Source organism: Sandaracinobacteroides sayramensis (assembly GCF_022014495.1).
GTDB lineage: Bacteria > Pseudomonadota > Alphaproteobacteria > Sphingomonadales > Sphingomonadaceae > Sandaracinobacteroides > Sandaracinobacteroides sayramense.
This window is the reverse complement of the sequence record NZ_JAKLSQ010000009.1, coordinates 87,585-101,938: the sequence shown is the minus strand read 5'-3', so window position 1 is coordinate 101,938 and position 14,354 is coordinate 87,585. Positions and strand designations below refer to the sequence as shown.

General features: G+C 61.5%; 16 protein-coding genes. 1 reads left to right on the top strand and 15 read right to left on the bottom strand.

Annotated features, from left to right (window positions below):
- Nucleotides 1-119: 119 nt before the first annotated feature.
- The 9 genes from L6Q21_RS07710 to L6Q21_RS07670 form a co-directional block, all read right to left on the bottom strand.
- Entirely contained in the window at nt 120-575 is a 456-nt protein-coding gene (locus L6Q21_RS07710) for a hypothetical protein (protein WP_058454895.1), read from the bottom strand.
- 54 nt (nt 576-629) lie between these two features.
- Entirely contained in the window at nt 630-1,271 is a 642-nt protein-coding gene (locus tag L6Q21_RS07705; RefSeq protein ID WP_058454896.1) for a lytic transglycosylase domain-containing protein, read from the bottom strand.
- Nucleotides 1,259-1,738 (bottom strand): S26 family signal peptidase, encoded by a 480-nt coding sequence (locus tag L6Q21_RS07700; protein ID WP_369815587.1) that lies wholly within the window; start codon nt 1,736-1,738, stop codon nt 1,259-1,261. Before L6Q21_RS07700 ends, L6Q21_RS07705 begins: the two co-directional genes overlap by 13 nt.
- A 34-nt stretch (nt 1,739-1,772) precedes the next feature.
- Nucleotides 1,773-2,081, bottom strand: a complete 309-nt coding sequence (locus L6Q21_RS18130; RefSeq protein WP_082657684.1) for a helix-turn-helix domain-containing protein — start codon at nt 2,079-2,081, stop codon at nt 1,773-1,775.
- A 30-nt stretch (nt 2,082-2,111) separates the two neighbouring features.
- Nucleotides 2,112-2,993, bottom strand: coding sequence for a phytanoyl-CoA dioxygenase family protein (locus tag L6Q21_RS07690; RefSeq protein WP_082731460.1), 882 nt, complete (start codon nt 2,991-2,993; stop codon nt 2,112-2,114).
- 5 nt (nt 2,994-2,998) lie between these two features.
- Complete coding sequence (locus L6Q21_RS07685; protein WP_058454899.1) at nt 2,999-3,613, bottom strand: acyl-homoserine-lactone synthase; 615 nt, start codon at nt 3,611-3,613, stop codon at nt 2,999-3,001.
- Nucleotides 3,614-3,705: 92 nt separating this feature from the next.
- The gene (locus tag L6Q21_RS07680) at nt 3,706-4,452 is read right to left on the bottom strand and encodes a LuxR family transcriptional regulator (RefSeq protein ID WP_066113774.1); all 747 of its coding nucleotides are present in this window, start codon (nt 4,450-4,452) and stop codon (nt 3,706-3,708) included.
- Between the two features lie 86 nt (nt 4,453-4,538).
- Entirely contained in the window at nt 4,539-4,865 is a 327-nt protein-coding gene (locus L6Q21_RS07675; protein WP_017499963.1) for a helix-turn-helix domain-containing protein, read from the bottom strand.
- A gap of 482 nt (nt 4,866-5,347) precedes the next feature.
- On the bottom strand, nt 5,348-6,493 hold the full coding sequence (locus L6Q21_RS07670) for a CaiB/BaiF CoA transferase family protein (RefSeq protein ID WP_041685272.1): 1,146 nt from the start codon (nt 6,491-6,493) through the stop codon (nt 5,348-5,350).
- Nucleotides 6,494-6,525: 32 nt separating this feature from the next.
- Here L6Q21_RS07670 and L6Q21_RS07665 point away from each other — a divergent pair, with 32 nt between their 5' ends.
- Nucleotides 6,526-7,575 (top strand): LysR family transcriptional regulator, encoded by a 1,050-nt coding sequence (locus L6Q21_RS07665; RefSeq protein WP_011415069.1) that lies wholly within the window; start codon nt 6,526-6,528, stop codon nt 7,573-7,575.
- 164 nt (nt 7,576-7,739) lie between these two features.
- Here L6Q21_RS07665 and L6Q21_RS07660 read toward each other — a convergent pair whose 3' ends face one another.
- From L6Q21_RS07660 to L6Q21_RS07635, 6 genes are all read right to left on the bottom strand, one after another.
- On the bottom strand, nt 7,740-9,698 hold the full coding sequence (locus L6Q21_RS07660) for a TonB-dependent receptor (protein WP_237830188.1): 1,959 nt from the start codon (nt 9,696-9,698) through the stop codon (nt 7,740-7,742).
- Complete coding sequence (locus L6Q21_RS07655; protein ID WP_237830187.1) at nt 9,662-9,886, bottom strand: hypothetical protein; 225 nt, start codon at nt 9,884-9,886, stop codon at nt 9,662-9,664. The genes L6Q21_RS07660 and L6Q21_RS07655 overlap by 37 nt, the downstream gene beginning before the upstream one ends.
- A 197-nt stretch (nt 9,887-10,083) precedes the next feature.
- Nucleotides 10,084-10,986: an SDR family oxidoreductase gene (locus tag L6Q21_RS07650; protein WP_054525393.1), complete on the bottom strand. Its 903-nt coding sequence runs from the start codon at nt 10,984-10,986 to the stop codon at nt 10,084-10,086.
- 105 nt (nt 10,987-11,091) lie between these two features.
- Nucleotides 11,092-12,237 carry an acyl-CoA dehydrogenase family protein gene (locus L6Q21_RS07645; RefSeq protein WP_011415064.1) on the bottom strand — a complete coding sequence of 382 codons (1,146 nt, stop codon included), beginning with the start codon at nt 12,235-12,237 and terminating at the stop codon, nt 11,092-11,094.
- A 37-nt stretch (nt 12,238-12,274) separates the two neighbouring features.
- A complete protein-coding gene (locus L6Q21_RS07640) occupies nt 12,275-13,513 on the bottom strand; it encodes a thiolase family protein (protein WP_011415063.1) in 1,239 nt (412 codons plus the stop codon).
- Between the two features lie 43 nt (nt 13,514-13,556).
- Complete coding sequence (locus L6Q21_RS07635; RefSeq protein ID WP_054525391.1) at nt 13,557-14,351, bottom strand: enoyl-CoA hydratase/isomerase family protein; 795 nt, start codon at nt 14,349-14,351, stop codon at nt 13,557-13,559.
- Between the last annotated feature and the right edge of the window lie 3 nt (nt 14,352-14,354).

Here is a 14,354-nt window from a genome sequence, read left to right as displayed (position 1 = left end):
GGCGCCCAAAAACCCGGATGCGTCAGGTCAGACCCTGCCGTCTTGACGCACTCTCGCCATGGTCGCCTTACGCGACGGTGACGCGGAGGCGAGCACTCGGCCGACTGACCCGCCGCGGATCAACCGTGCAGCGGGGATCCGTGCGAACCGGTGCGAGCGGTCATCGCGGGCAACAGGCTCATCATGGCGGCACTGGCGATGATGATCGCGCCGACCGCCGCGGCGATGCCGGTCGCGGTCGGCCGCGCGCCGCCGAGATGCATCAGGCCGGAGACGACGCTGTGGCCGGCGATCCCGGCGGGCACAGCGAAGAGAAAAGCGACCGCCCCGCGAACTGGAACCGGCAACCGTGACGCGATGAGCATGCGTCCGATCAGCAAGGCCGCGACGCCGACGACGAGGCCGAGAAGCAGGCCGAGCAACAGCCCCAGCTCGCCACCCGCCGCCCACAGAAAGGTGGCCGCACCCAGCCCGACCGGGAGCGCGAAGACGGCGAGCCGGAACATCGCCCAGGCGAAGAGGACGATGCCGGTGGCGGAAAGGATCAGACCGAGCAGCATGACGACCAACTCCATAGCCTCGGAACATAGCAGAAACACGAATCCGCATGAAGCCCGGATCGGTGCTCACTACGGACGGCCTGGCGCAGCCGTCTCGGGCGGCCCTGCGCGTAGCACGACGAACAGCGTGGCCGCGCCGGCTTCGCTCCGGCCGGCAGGGGGCCGGTCGCCGATCGCGAAGAAGATGGCATTGGCGGTACGCGGCGTTGCACTGGCGGCCGCGACAGCCGACTGGGAATTGACGGGCACTCCGGCGACGCTCGCGAGATAGGCGCGGGTCTCGCCGGGCAGCGCGCGGCCGGTCCGCACGTGCTCGGCATAGCGTGCCGGTCCCGCATTATAGGCTGCGAACAGACCGGGATAGCCGAAGCGGTCATACATCAGGCGAAGATAGAGCGTCCCCGCCAATATGTTGTCGCGCGGGCTATGTGGATCGGACCCGAGCCCGAGCCGCGCGCGCATTTCGGACCAGGTGCCGGGCATGAGCTGCATCAGCCCCATCGCGCCGGCGTGGCTGGTGATCGGGCGACCGTCCAGCATCGTGCGTCCGCCGCTCTCGGCGCGCATGACGCGCTCGATCCATTCTACCGGCACGCCGAAACGCGCCGAGGCTGCCTCGATATAAGGCCGCCAGTGAACGACCGACTGCGCGCCAGCCGGCGCCGCCGCTAGCAGCGCCAAGGCGGTGATGGCGACCCTCAGCCCAGCCACAACAGCCGCGCCTCGCCGATGACGTCGCCGCGCGATGTCGGTCCGAAATAACGCCCGTCGAACGAATCCGGGCTGTCCATCAGGAGGAACAGCGCACCGGTTCTCAGTGTCACACATCCGCTCCACCGCGGCATCGGCCGCCCGCGGCCGTCAGCTTCGCGGCGATCAGTGACTGGGCGGCCATTTACGGAGATATCGCGACCACGGGCGCAAACGCGGTCGCCGGGCACGGCCGCGACGCGCTTCACCAAAGGGACGTTGATCGGAATGTAGCGCCGCTCGGCGGCGAGCCGGCGCCAGCGGTCGGGCACGCGGGCCAGCACCATGTCGCCAGCCGCGATGTCGTGACGGCCGCCAACGGCATAGAGGCCGATCGGCGCGCTGGCCGACACGTTCCAGACCAGCCGCGGCGTCGGGGGCAGCGCGATCGTCGCCGTCAGCGCGGCGACGCCAACACTGATCAGCACGGAGGCCCGAACCGGCAGACGGGAGGGTAACAGCCTAGCCATTTCCGCCATCCCGCATGTTCGCGCGCGACCAGGCCTCGATATCGTCGATATGGTAGCGCCAGACGGTGCCGTGTTTCCGGCAGCACGGACCGCGCCGCTCGCGGCGCATCTTCTTGAGCGTGTCCGCTGCGAGGCCGAGATGGAACGCGGCCTGCTTGGTTGTCAGGAACGGGCAATGTTCGCGTGCCCGCCGGGCGCGCTCCGCGGTCGAAGATACAGCTCCACCGTTCACAGCGGGCGGCGCCACCTCGGTCGGTGTTCGTGCGCCGCCGCCTGCTTTGTCGTTCGGATCGTGTGTCATGGATGCAGCGTCTAGTCCGACGAACCCGCGTTACCCGCCGATCAGGCCCGCACGCGCCGCTTCCTGATCCGCGACGTAGGCGTCCAACATGTCCGCCTGACCGGGAAGCAGCGCGTCGATCGCCGGGAGGCCGTCAATATCGTCGCGGTAAAGCAGCACCGATGGGCACTGGCCTTCGACATTACCGAGATTGGGGCGATGCTGGGCATAGCCGATGAGCGCGGCCAGATCGGGATCGAACGCTCGAGCGATGGCGGGCGGGTAGACGAGATACTGATTCTCGAACGTCCGCAGCCATCCGAGGCAATAGGAGGTGATGACCGCGCGGCGCACATGATCGGACTGGTTAGCGCCGGCACCATGCAGGATCGATCCGAGGAACAGCAGCGCGGAGCCGGGTGGCATTTCGGCGGCGACCGGACGTGCATCGCCCGGTTGCGATGCCGCATCGTGATGGCTGCCCGGCCAGACCAGCGTCGCGCCACTCTCCAGCGTGAACGGATCGATCGGCCAGATGACGTTGATCTGATAGTGCATCCCGGTCTTGACGCCGCCCCAGAGATCCTGGTCGCGGTGCGGCACCTGCGCGAGCGCGCCGGGATGGATTTCGATCGCCTGGGTGAGGTTGAGAACGATACGATCGCACCATTCCCCGAGCACCGTTTCGGCGATACCGCAGATGATCGGGTGCAGCACAAGGCCGGCGATATGCCGTGAACGCCGCAACAACGCGCCAAAGCGCTTGGTGCGGGCTCCGTAGAATCCGCCTTCGCAAAAGGGCGTGGCGACGAAGCGCGGTGCGAGTTCGGCTTCGAGCGCGGTGATTAGCTCGGTCGGCACGGCGTTATCGACAATGACATAACCGTCGGCGAGCAGCATCGCGGCTAGGCGGGCGGGGTCGTGCATCGCCATTCCCTTCACGCGGCTCTTGCCGCCGCATCGGGAGTGATCGCACCCGGCACATAGATGCCGTTCGACGCCAGCAGCGCAGGCGTACCGGCGCAGATCTCGATGCGGAACGCTCCAAGGAACGCGCCATCGATGCGGCGCGCGGGGCCGAGCGGCGCTGCGCGCCAGCCCATCGCCAAAACCTCCTCGCGAAAAGCAGCGGTCACGACGCCGGTTAGCATGGTGATTCCGCTGCCGAGCGCATGATCGACCATCGCCGAGATGAGCCGGTTGCGGACACGCAGGCGTCCGGGGGCGCCCAATCGTTGCGGCAGGCAAAGTCGCGTAATCTCGCGAACCTGCTCCCCCCGGGGCGCATCGCACTCGCAGAGCGACGCGAAACGATCGGCGAGCAGATGCGCGCCCTCTGTCGATAGCAGCCGCATCGACCCCTGGTGAATGCAGCCATCGTCGGTGGCGATCAGATAGACCGCCTTGTCGCCGTCATAGCTGTCGATTTCATAGCGGCCGCCGACGACCGGAACATCCCAGCCCAGCAGATCGACGAACAGGGTCTTGCGGTCCTCGAACATCGAGGCGGCGCGCGCATCGGTAAGCGAGCACCCTTGGACAATATGGATCATAGCAGTAGCTCCCGTTCAACGTGAACGGTCGCAAAAGGAGCAGAGATGCGGAGTTCAAACAGTCGTCAATATTGAGGATGCGGCGATCCTACTCAGAAGCGCGGGACGATCTCCTCGATGCAGACGATCCCGCAGGCGAGCGCGATCGCCGGGAGCTGCGCGCGGGAATAGATGCCGAAATGCTCGCGCAGGTCGCGCATGTAGGTGCGCACGGTCGTTGGCGCGATGTGCATCATGATCCCGATCTCGACGTCGCTCTTGCCCATCGCCGCCAAGCGAAAGCATTCGAGCCGCTTTGGGCTGAGATGGGGCAATTCCAGGCGGCGCGCCGGAAAGCCGTGCAAGCGCCGCGCCTCGGTAAAAGCCTCGCTCGCCATCAGCGTCGCGATCCGGCAGATATGCGATGGCGGCAATTGCCCGTCGCGCGTTGCGAACGTACAGCATCCGGGCGGCTCGCCGGCGACGCCAATCGGAACGGTGAGGCCGTTGCGCAGGCCATGACGCGCGGCTTCGCGCACGATGCGCGCCTGCCGCCGCGTGAAGCCGCCCAGCAGTCGCTCCATTTCGTGCCAGCCGAACGCCCGGCTTGTCGAGCGCGCCGCGAGCAAGGCGGGATCGTCGCGGTAATAGCCTTCGGCGACGAAAACGTCGCCCCAGCTCTGGAAATTGTCCATGCGGAAATATCGCCCACCGGGCTGAAAGAAGGCCATGCTCTGGACGATCGCGAGCCATGGGAGGCCGAGCTGGCGTGCGGCGGCCTCGCTGCAACTGAACAGCTCGCGATCACTGTTCGCGCGCCTGGCCTGCTTAATATAGGCATCGAGGTCGCGAAACGGCACCGAGGGGCACTCCTTTCGACGCGCGCGTTGCGGGCGCGTCTATCGGGCGCGTGGTTCCAGCCCACGCGCGTGCAGCCCCCGATGATTTACTTGGTCTTGCTCGGCCGCCCCGTCGGCTTGTGCGGATGGCGCCGGAGCGTCACCGCCGGGCGCGCCAGTATCGCGCCGATTTCCAGTTCGTCGTCCGAAACGATCGAGATCGATATCCGGCCGGACAAGAGATAGACGGCATTGACGCCGAGTGCCTTCGCGAGCCGCTCCATTGCTTTCAGCGTCGGGCTCGACCGGCCATTTTCGATCGCACTCAGATAAGAGCTGCTCGTGCCCGCATCATGGGCGAGCGCTTCTTGCGTGATGCGCATCGCAAGCCGCAATTTCCTGAGATTCAAACTGAAGGACTTCGACGCATCCATAAGGGCGTAAGTTCACGCCCTGCGACCATTACTCCACACTGGATACAGGTTGGAGTTATTATCTATATTATTACGTTTTTACAAATATTTAAATGAGATTCCCGAACAACGCGCACTCAACTCTGATGCGGATTCTCAGGCGCGCCAAAAGACCGCATTCGGACGGTCGAATCGGTCGATGACCGAAGCCCTCACGCCAGGACATTGGCCGTGGCCGCCGCAGTGGAAATCCCATCGGCGTCGTCACATCCGGGGCGAGCATTGATTTCAAGCGCCGAGCGAATCACGATGCGAACAACGTCCCGTGGACACGTCCGCAATCGCCGTTCCGGCGTGGCGTACAGGAATCATCGGATAGTTTGACGTGCCTGTGTGTCGTTGTCTCCTTTGATTTGAATGCAGCGAAGCGGAGCGTCGCATTGGTTCATAGTTATGAAATCACCGTTCGTGTCGGGCCGCTGGCCGCCCACCATGCCAACCGACTACTCGCAACAGTCGGTTCTGGCGGTAATCCCGCAGCGGTCCGGTTTGCTCCAGCCCCGCCGAATTGTACTCGGATCTTCATGATGCAGCGGGATCGGTCCGGGGATCGGTAGTGACGAGCCCGAAAAACGTGGCGCCGGCATTGCCTGAAGGATATTGTCGATCTCCCGATAGACGCCTCGCGCTGCCATATGAGGATGGCGCGCCGCTTCGTCCGGATCAAGCACGGGGGCAAAGCAGGCATCGCTGCCTTCCAGCAGTGCGCGCCATTCTTCCCGTGTCCGCATGGCGAATATCTCGCTAAAACGCTGCTTGAGCTCGGGCCAGGCATCACGATCATAGCCGTCGTCAAAACTGCTATCGCCGGCCAACCCCAGCTTTTTGCAAAGCAGCGCATAGAACTTGGGCTCGAGTGATCCGACTGAGATGAAATTCCCGTCGGCGCACCGATAGGTCGAGTACCAGTGAGGGCCGTCAAGGATGCTGCAGCCGCGTATGCTGGCAACCTGGCCGGCGGCCTTCAGGCTCAGGAGCAAGTTCATCATGTGAGCGCTCCCATCGACGATCGCGGCGTCAACCACTTGCCCATTCCCGGTATCCCGGGCGTGCATTGCCGCTGCGAGGACGCCGATGGCCAAATAAAGCGCTCCACCCCCAATATCGCCTACCAGGCTTGGCGGCGCCATTGGCGGTTCACCAGGATGCCCAGCATACCAAAGGGCTCCTGACAGCGCGATATAGTTGATGTCATGGCCGGCCGCTTGGGCGAGAGGTCCCTGCTGCCCCCAACCCGTCATGCGACCGAATACAAGGCGGGGGTTACGCGCTAGGCAAACCTCGGGACCAAGGCCGAGCCTCTCCATCACCCCAGGCCGCATGCCTTCGATCAGTACATCGCCCCTTTGGACGAGATCCAGGACATGCGCGACGCCTTCGGGGGACTTCAGATCCAAGGCAATTACACGTTTCCCGCGGTTCACAATGGCGCCGCTGCCAAGATCGATATTTTCGGAGTTAGGGCTTACGCGTTCAATGACGACGACATCGGCGCCAAGGTCGGCCAACAGCATTCCGCAAAACGGCGCCGGGCCGATGCCCGCAATTTCGAGTATTTTGAGGCCTGCAAGCGGACCAGTTTTCGTCATTCAGGCATACCTGCGTCTGAGACCTTGGCGCTTTGATCCAGGCCGTTTCGCCGCTCCAGATTTCGAGACGGGTTGCAGTCGTGCTGGGCGGCAGTGTCGAAAGTAAGATTGGCAAAATGACCTTGATTCGCCTAATTCATTCTCTGGAGCAATTATTCCTGTGGGGCATGTCCATGCTCGATTCTCGCCTCAAGCATGCCGTCGCGGTTGGTCAGCTTCGTTCCTTCTCCAGGGCAGCGGATGCGGTTGGTGTCACGCAGTCGGCGGTGACCAAGAGTGTCGCTGAACTCGAACGGTATCTTGGCTATTCCCTTTTCCATCGGACCTCACGGGGCGCGATGCCGACAGAGGAGGGACGCGAATTTATCGATCGCGCAGCGCGCTTGCTTGCCGACGCAGCTGAACTACTCGGAGATACAGCCCGCCGCGCCGACGCCTATGCGGGCCCGCTTCGAATCGGACTGTTCCCAGGGTCAATCGACTGGTTGCTCACCCAACCTCTGGTTTCTTTGCTGCGGCGCCATCCGGCAGTGCGCGTCGAAGTCGTTTCGGGCAACAGCGAAAGGGGCGTGCGACTCCTGTCGCGCGGCGATATCGATGTCGCCTTTGGACTTGAAGCGGCCTTTGCACGCTGGCCGGAATTCAAGTGCGAGCGGGTCGCCTCGATCGAAATACTGCCTTTTGTGCGGAACAATCATCCCATTCTGGGGATAAACCCGACCAGCAAGGAGCCGCTGGTCCAGTTCGAATTCGTAGTGCCCTCATCTTCCGAACCCTACACATCGATCATTCAGCAGATGTACGAAAAAAGCGGTAAGCGTCCCGCTGACTGGATCCACATGACAGACTATTTTCAATTGGTTCGACGGATCGTTGCCACATCCGATGCTATCGGGATGGTTGCAAAACAGTTCACCGAGAACTCATGGTTTCGCGCCAATTTCGTGGCCTTGGAGGGAATCGGTTTATTCGATCCATTGACGCTTTGTTATGCTGTGCGTAGCCGCTGGCAGGTAAAACCGGCTGGCCGTGCGCTCGTCAGCCTTGTTCGTCAGGCATGGCGCACCGCACCATCGGATTAACGGCAAGGGGGCGGGGTGCGATCGGAAATCCGCTGCATCCGTCGCGATCAGCTAGAGCATTTCGCGCAGAAGTGGGAACCGGCTTTCCGGCAGGAAATGCTCTAGCAAATTGATCTTGGGCATTTTCCGAGTTGGCGGGTGATTCCACTCGCCTCGAAAATGGCCTAGAAGCTAATCGCCACTTCTCCGCCGATGACGCGCCCCCTGTTTAGCGGTGAAAGGCTTGCACCCGTGCCCCCGAAGGCCGCCGGCAAAGGTGTATCGCCGCCAATCGTCACCTCATTCAGGAGGTTTCGGCCATAGATGGAGAAGCGCCAGTGCTTGTTGTCGGTCGCCAATGTGAGGCTCGCATCGAGCATATCGGCGCCCTGAAGGAAGCCGACGTTGTTGTCGGTGAATGCCGCCTTGTCGCGATGCGTGAAGCTGACACGCGCCGTTGCTGTCCCCAATTCGCCAAGCTGCTGATCATAAGTCAGCCCCACGCCATAGGTCCATGGCGACAGCCTTGGCAATTTGAGCGCACGATCCACATCGTTGATGACGCCATCACCGCTGAGGTCGAACTGGACGTTGCGATACTGGCCATTCACGTAGCCGAGCTGACCCGAAATCACGAGGTTGGACAAAAGAAAAAACTGCCCCTCGGCCTCGACGCCTTTGATTGTGGCGTCGGCGGTGTTCCGTATGACCTGGCTGACGCCAAGCGGTCCGGGCAGGTTGATCTCGCGCTGCAGGTCCTTCATGCGATTGTAGAAGGCCGCCAGGTTGATCCGGTGGCGCCCGAATTGCTTCTTGGCGCCGAGTTCGAAACTGTCCTGGGTCTCTTGATTGAATGGCCCCGGCGGCACAGCGGGATCGGTGTTGCGCAAATTATATCCGCCGCTGCGGAACCCGCGCGTGTAAAGGCCATAAATCTGCGTGTCGTCATCCGGCTTCCACTGAAGGCCGATTTTCGGCGTAAACCCTCGCCATTTTGCCGCGTCGGCGAAATTGGTTGCACAGATCAGCGTGTCTAGATTGCAACCATTTGCGCGCAAGGCCGAGACCCGAACGGCTTTGCGTTCCCAGCTATACCGCGCGCCGAGATTCAAGGTCAGCGTATCGGTGAAATGCCAGTCGGTCGAAGCAAAAATGCCCCATGTTGTCTGGTCTTGCGTACCCCCACCGGAAACGATCCGAGCACCGCCCAAAAGATTCCGCAGCTCGGCGTAACGAAGATCCTGGGAAAAATAGTATAGACCGGTTGTCAATTCGACGTCACCGAACCTTCCGGCATAACGAAGTTCGTCGCTGAGCTGATCCTGGTCGATTTCGAAAAAGGCATGAAAGAAGGACTGTGGTGTTCCATCGATATCAGCGCCCGCGGAGGATCGGAATTTCCGATAGCCAGCGATGTTGGTGAAGACGCCTCCGCCCAGACCGACATCGATGTTGGTTTCCACGATCGCCTGGTCCCATTTGGCATCATAGAAACCTGGGAAATTGATCGAAAACCTGAAGCTGTCGCGGGGAAACAGCGCGTGACTCTGGACAGGGGCTCCATCGCTTTCGACATCGCCATGCTCATAGCGGAGATCCATTCGGAAGCGGTCGCCACCCTTGAGCGAAAGTGCCGGGCGAATGATAAGGTCATGTGATTTACCGAAGCTGCGATTGTCGAAGCGGTTGCGAAACCAGCCATTGTCGTCGCTGTAGTAGACGGCCAATTTGGCAGCCAAAACGTCATCGACGATAGGTCCGGTAACCGTGCCGCTTACGGTCTTCTTCAGTCCCGTTTCAATGGATAGCTTGGCTTTGGCTCCAAAATCGAAGCTGGGCCGTGTGGTCCGCACAACCACGGCACCGCCGGTAACGTTGCGACCGAAAAGCAAGCCTTGCGGTCCACGCAGAACTTCGATCCCCTCAAGGTCGAAGTTGTCCAGCACGACACCAGCGTTGATGCCGAGGTAAATACCGTCAGTGAAAACGCCTACGGTGGGGTCGATCGATGGGATCGTGCTGTTGATGCCGAGGCCCCGGATAGTGAAATTGGCATAGCCCGGTGCCGTACCCACATCCTCGAGCTGGACGTTGGGAACGTCGTAGCTCAGACTTTGAAGATTCTGGACGAACTTGGCGTCCACTGCGCTTCACCAAAAGCCGTGACCGCCATCGGTACTTTCTGCACGCTTTCGCCATAGCCCTTTTTGGTGGCGGTAACGACAATGTCCTCAGCCAGCGCTTCCGTGGCGCTCCCGGTTTGGTCGTTCGCCTGGGGCGTTGCTTCCTGGGCAAATGCTGTTCCCGAGCACAACAACGCGGCAGACGCCAATAGACATCCTCTCATGGCTGATCCTCTCTTCCCAGGAGATATTGTGTAGTTCATGCCGTTTGGCGGCATTTGAGGGCCGTCGTCCAATTCAATTCGCTGCAGAACTATTCCTGCTGCTCATCGATATCTGGCGGCGGCACGACGCCATCGGCAGCCCGACGGCCGCTCAAAAATATCATGGTAATTCATTGGGTTGATTACGCTCTCAGCGCCCGTTCTACCGCCTCAAGGCTGTCATTCAGCCCGAGCGGGTGCTCGGCATCCGTGAAGTCGACAATTCTACCCCAGTGCCGGGCGACATCATCGAGCGTGAACGCCCTGTCCGCTCCGAAGGCGTGCCCAAGCGCGCGCTCCCACCTAAGCTTGGCGATATAGCCGGCTCCAACTTCAAAAAGCCCTTTGGTTTCGCTGCAATTCTCGTGCGCAAGCCAACCGACCAATGGACTGATCGCTTCCGCTCTGAGATTGGCGAGAAACTCTTGTGGAAAGGCGGTCGCGGTCATACGCGATGCGGCGATTGGGGCGATCGTATTAACCTGGATGTTTCTGGACCGCCCCTCCTCCGCCAGCGCGTTCGCAAGCCCCAATATTCCGAGCTTGGCTGCGGCATAGTTGGCCTGACCGAAGTTGCCGTAGATTGCGGCTGCAGACGTGGTCATGACGATGCGGCCATAGCCCTTGTCGCGCAGTATCGGCCATGCTGCCTGCGTCACTGCCCGCGTCCCATTCAGATGGACCCGCTGAAGCAGTGTCCAGTCTTCGTCGGTCATTTTGTGGAAGCTCACATCGCGCAGGATGCCGGCATTGTTGATGACGACGTCAACGGTTCCGAAGTTGTCAAGCGCGGCTTGGATGATCAGCGCGCCCTCCTCGACCGACGCATAATTTGCCACCGCCTGACCGCCCGTGGCTCGAATTTCGTCGACCACATTGTCAGCGGCTGTGGAGCAGCTGCCGCTCCCTTTCTCGTCGCCACCCAGATCATTCACCACCACCTTGGCTCCGCGCCCGCCAAACATCAGCGCGTACTGGCGCCCAAGTCCGCCTCCGGCTCCGGTCACAACCACTACCCTGCCATCGAAACGAAGCTCTTCGTCCATCGCTTGTCTGCCTCTTTTACCTGAGCGACGCATCTGCGCATTTGATCCTGTGCGAGTCAGGCACGCGGCTCCATTTCCGTCGACGCTGTCGTTTTCGTCTGAGCCTTACCGAAAGGCTTGAATGCCGGTCAGGGCGCGCGAAACAACAAGCTTTTGAATCTCCGTCGTGCCATCGGGGATGGGGCAAATGATCGCCTCACGCACCAGCCGCTCGACGATGAATTCGCGGGTGACGCCGTTGCCGCCATGGATCTGAAGCGCATCGCGCGTCGCTTCGATCGCCATTTCGGTGGCGTACCACTTGGCCATCGAGCATTCCGTCTCTGCGCGCGTGCCCGCCTGGACGAGGGATATTGCCCGGTGCGTCAACAGACGGGCTGCGTCGATCTTGGTCGCCATGATGGCGATCTTGTCGGCGATCAGCTGATGGCCGGCGATCTTCTTGCCATGCTGCGCGCGATCGCGAGCGTACGCGATCGCCTCATCCATTGCTCGCCGTGCGATGCCGATACTCCACATCGCCATATGGCAGCGGGCAATCTCGAACACTTGCAACGTATTGCGCAATCCATCGCCGACCCGGCCGATCGTGTTTGCCACCGGTACGCGGCATTCGGTCAGGAATATCTGTGCAGTCGATTGGCCGTTGAGCGCCATCTTCTGGATATCGCGCACCTCATACTCACTCTCGTCACGATCGACCAGGATGTGAGTGACTTCATTTTCGCCAGTCTTGCACGTACAGATGAAGATGTCCGAGTAGGCTCCGTTGGTGATCCAGGTCTTTTCGCCATTGATGACCCAGAAATCGCCGTCTCGTACGGCGCGTGTCTTGATGGCGGCGACGTCCGAGCCGACATCGGGCTCCGAGATGCCGAGCGAAACGAACTTCTCGGCCGCGACGAGGTCGGCAAGATAGCGTTGCTTGATCGTCTCCGGGGCGAAGCGGCGGATGAGTTCTGCGCCAACCGCGTTGATGAAGCCGGGTATGGCCACATCGAGCGAGGAATAGGCGATCTCCTCGAAAATGAGCAGATGAGTGAGCCATCCCATATCAAGCCCGCCCCATTGCTCCTGATGCGGTGCGGTAATATGGCCATAGCCGGTCAGTGCTTGAGTCCATTCCTTCATGAGCGGTTTGGGGATGAACCGCTCCCCATGCCGGCGGATTTCCGGCTCAAGCTTGTTGTCGAGAAAGCGGCGGACGGTTTCCACCGCCATGCGTTGTTCATCGGACAGCTCAAAGTTCATATCGTGACCCCGTGTTTCCCTAGGCGCGCTCTGACAACTACCGGCCCAGGATCGTGACGGCGACCACCGCCTCTTCCACCCCGATGACACCTCCGCCGTTCTGCGCGATCGCGAACCGGGCATTCGGAACCTGTCGATCTTCCGCCTCGCCGCGCAATTGCAGCGCAAGCTCGTAGATTTGGCCGAGCCCGGTGGCGCCGATCGGATGTCCCTTGCATTCAAGCCCGCCCGACGTGTTTACCGGAATACGCCCACCCAGCGCCGTCTCACCGCGCTCTGCCGCGAGTCCGCCCTCGCCAGGCGGCGTCAGGCCGAGCGCCTCGATTTCAATGATCTCGCCAACCGCCGTGGCGTCATGCACCTCCGCGACGCCAATATCTTCTGGCCCCACGCCGGCCATCGCATAGGCCCGGTTCGCCGCAAGGCGGCTGACATGGTGGTCATAATCAAAGGGATCGCGCGCGGCGCCGGTTTGCAGCACAGACGCCAGGATTCTTAGCGCCCTGTCCGGGGCTGCCGACAGTTTGCGCCGACCGGCTTCGCTGCAGATGATCGCAGCGGCGGCGCCGTCGCTGATCGGAGAGCACATCGGCAGTGTGAACGGGTAAACGATCGGAGGCGCAGCGAGTACACTTTCGACGGTATATGGGAGGCGATACTGGGCAAGCAGATTGCGCGTCGAATGCATGTGATTTTTCGCCGAGACGGCCGCGATTTGCGCTTGCGTCGAGCCGTAGGTCTTCATGTGCGCGCGTGCCATCGCGGCGTATACATCCATGAAAACGCTGTAAGGCTGACTCGATGTCGTTCCTTCCGGAACATCGACGCCATTGCCCATGGCCAGCAGCTGCGCGCGGCCCGACTCGGTTTCATGCACGTCCCAAGCGCCATCGAATGCACTGAACATGAGCGCCTTGTCGGGCGAGTACATCTTCTCCGCGCCGAGCGCGAGTACGACATCCGCTGCCCCCGATCGAACATAGGCGGCGGCCATGTGCAAGGCCGTGGAAGCCGTCGCACATGCGTTTTCGACATTCACCACGGGAACGCTTGAGATGCCCATCGCTCGCGCCACGATTTCGCCGCGGATCATGTCCTGGCCCTCCATATGCCCCTGGACGCAATTGCCGAAGAAGATGGCTTCGACATCGCCGGCGGTGCATCCTGCGTCGGAAAAGGCCTGCGACGAAGCTTCGGCGCAGAGCATTTTCAGGCTCTTGTCGAACTGTTTTCCGAACGGGGTCATCCCAACCCCCATGACGAATATGTCGGTCATTCGTTGATCCATTCTTCCAATGTGTTCCGCATCCGATCAGGTCTCACCGGTCGGAAAAATCGGGCTTCCGCTTCTCCCGGAATGCCGCCAGTCCTTCGACAATGTCGTTGGACAAGGCGTAAGCAGCCATGGCTTCGAGTTCCTGACGCAGCCCGACTTCGAGCGAGCTATCCTGCGCAGCGCGGACTAGCTGCTTCATGTAGGCGAGCCCTGGCCGGCTCTTTTCTGCAAGAGATTCTACCAGCGCTTGCGCTGCCGCAATGAGATCCTCGGGAGCAACCAGTTGGGTCACGAGTCCGGCTTCCTTCATCTCGGCAGCCGAGATGGTCCCGCCGGTCATCATCAGATGTTTCGCACGCGCTTCGCCGATCTTCCTAGGGAGTCGAACCGACCCTCCACCGCCGGGCAACAGGCCGTAATTTGCATGGGCGTCGCCAAATCTGGCCGGGTGCGCGGCAATGACGAGATCACAGCACAACACCAGTTCCAAGCCGCCGGCGAGCGTAAGGCCGTTGACCGCCGCAATTATCGGAAGGCGCGACGTCTCGATCCTGTTAAAAGCCTGACCGAGCCGCGGCAGAAACAGATTTAAGCGTTCGGCGAGAGTTTGTCCGCCTGTTCCATCGCCAATTGCGAGCAGATCCGCGCCAGCGCAAAACGCCCGTCCGGCGCCGGTAAGAATGCAAGCGCGCACCGTCGCATCTGCTTCCGCTGCCTCGATCGCTGCGGCTAGTTCCTCGGCCAAAGCCAACGACAGACTGTTCAACGCTGCCGGCCGGTTGAGGGTCACCCAAAGCGCTGGGCCGCGTTGCTCAACCAGGATGTATTCATAATCCATTGC

Coding starts and splice junctions, on each gene's coding strand:
- L6Q21_RS07710 (WP_058454895.1), bottom strand. CDS start 575: ATGGAGTTGGTCGTCATGCTGCTCGGTCTGATCCTTTCCGCCACCGGC.
- L6Q21_RS18130 (WP_082657684.1), bottom strand. CDS start 2,081: ATGACACACGATCCGAACGACAAAGCAGGCGGCGGCGCACGAACACCG.
- L6Q21_RS07690 (WP_082731460.1), bottom strand. CDS start 2,993: ATGGCGATGCACGACCCCGCCCGCCTAGCCGCGATGCTGCTCGCCGAC.
- L6Q21_RS07685 (WP_058454899.1), bottom strand. CDS start 3,613: ATGATCCATATTGTCCAAGGGTGCTCGCTTACCGATGCGCGCGCCGCC.
- L6Q21_RS07675 (WP_017499963.1), bottom strand. CDS start 4,865: ATGGATGCGTCGAAGTCCTTCAGTTTGAATCTCAGGAAATTGCGGCTT.
- L6Q21_RS07670 (WP_041685272.1), bottom strand. CDS start 6,493: ATGACGAAAACTGGTCCGCTTGCAGGCCTCAAAATACTCGAAATTGCG.
- L6Q21_RS07650 (WP_054525393.1), bottom strand. CDS start 10,986: ATGGACGAAGAGCTTCGTTTCGATGGCAGGGTAGTGGTTGTGACCGGA.
- L6Q21_RS07645 (WP_011415064.1), bottom strand. CDS start 12,237: ATGAACTTTGAGCTGTCCGATGAACAACGCATGGCGGTGGAAACCGTC.
- L6Q21_RS07640 (WP_011415063.1), bottom strand. CDS start 13,513: ATGACCGACATATTCGTCATGGGGGTTGGGATGACCCCGTTCGGAAAA.
- L6Q21_RS07635 (WP_054525391.1), bottom strand. CDS start 14,351: ATGGATTATGAATACATCCTGGTTGAGCAACGCGGCCCAGCGCTTTGG.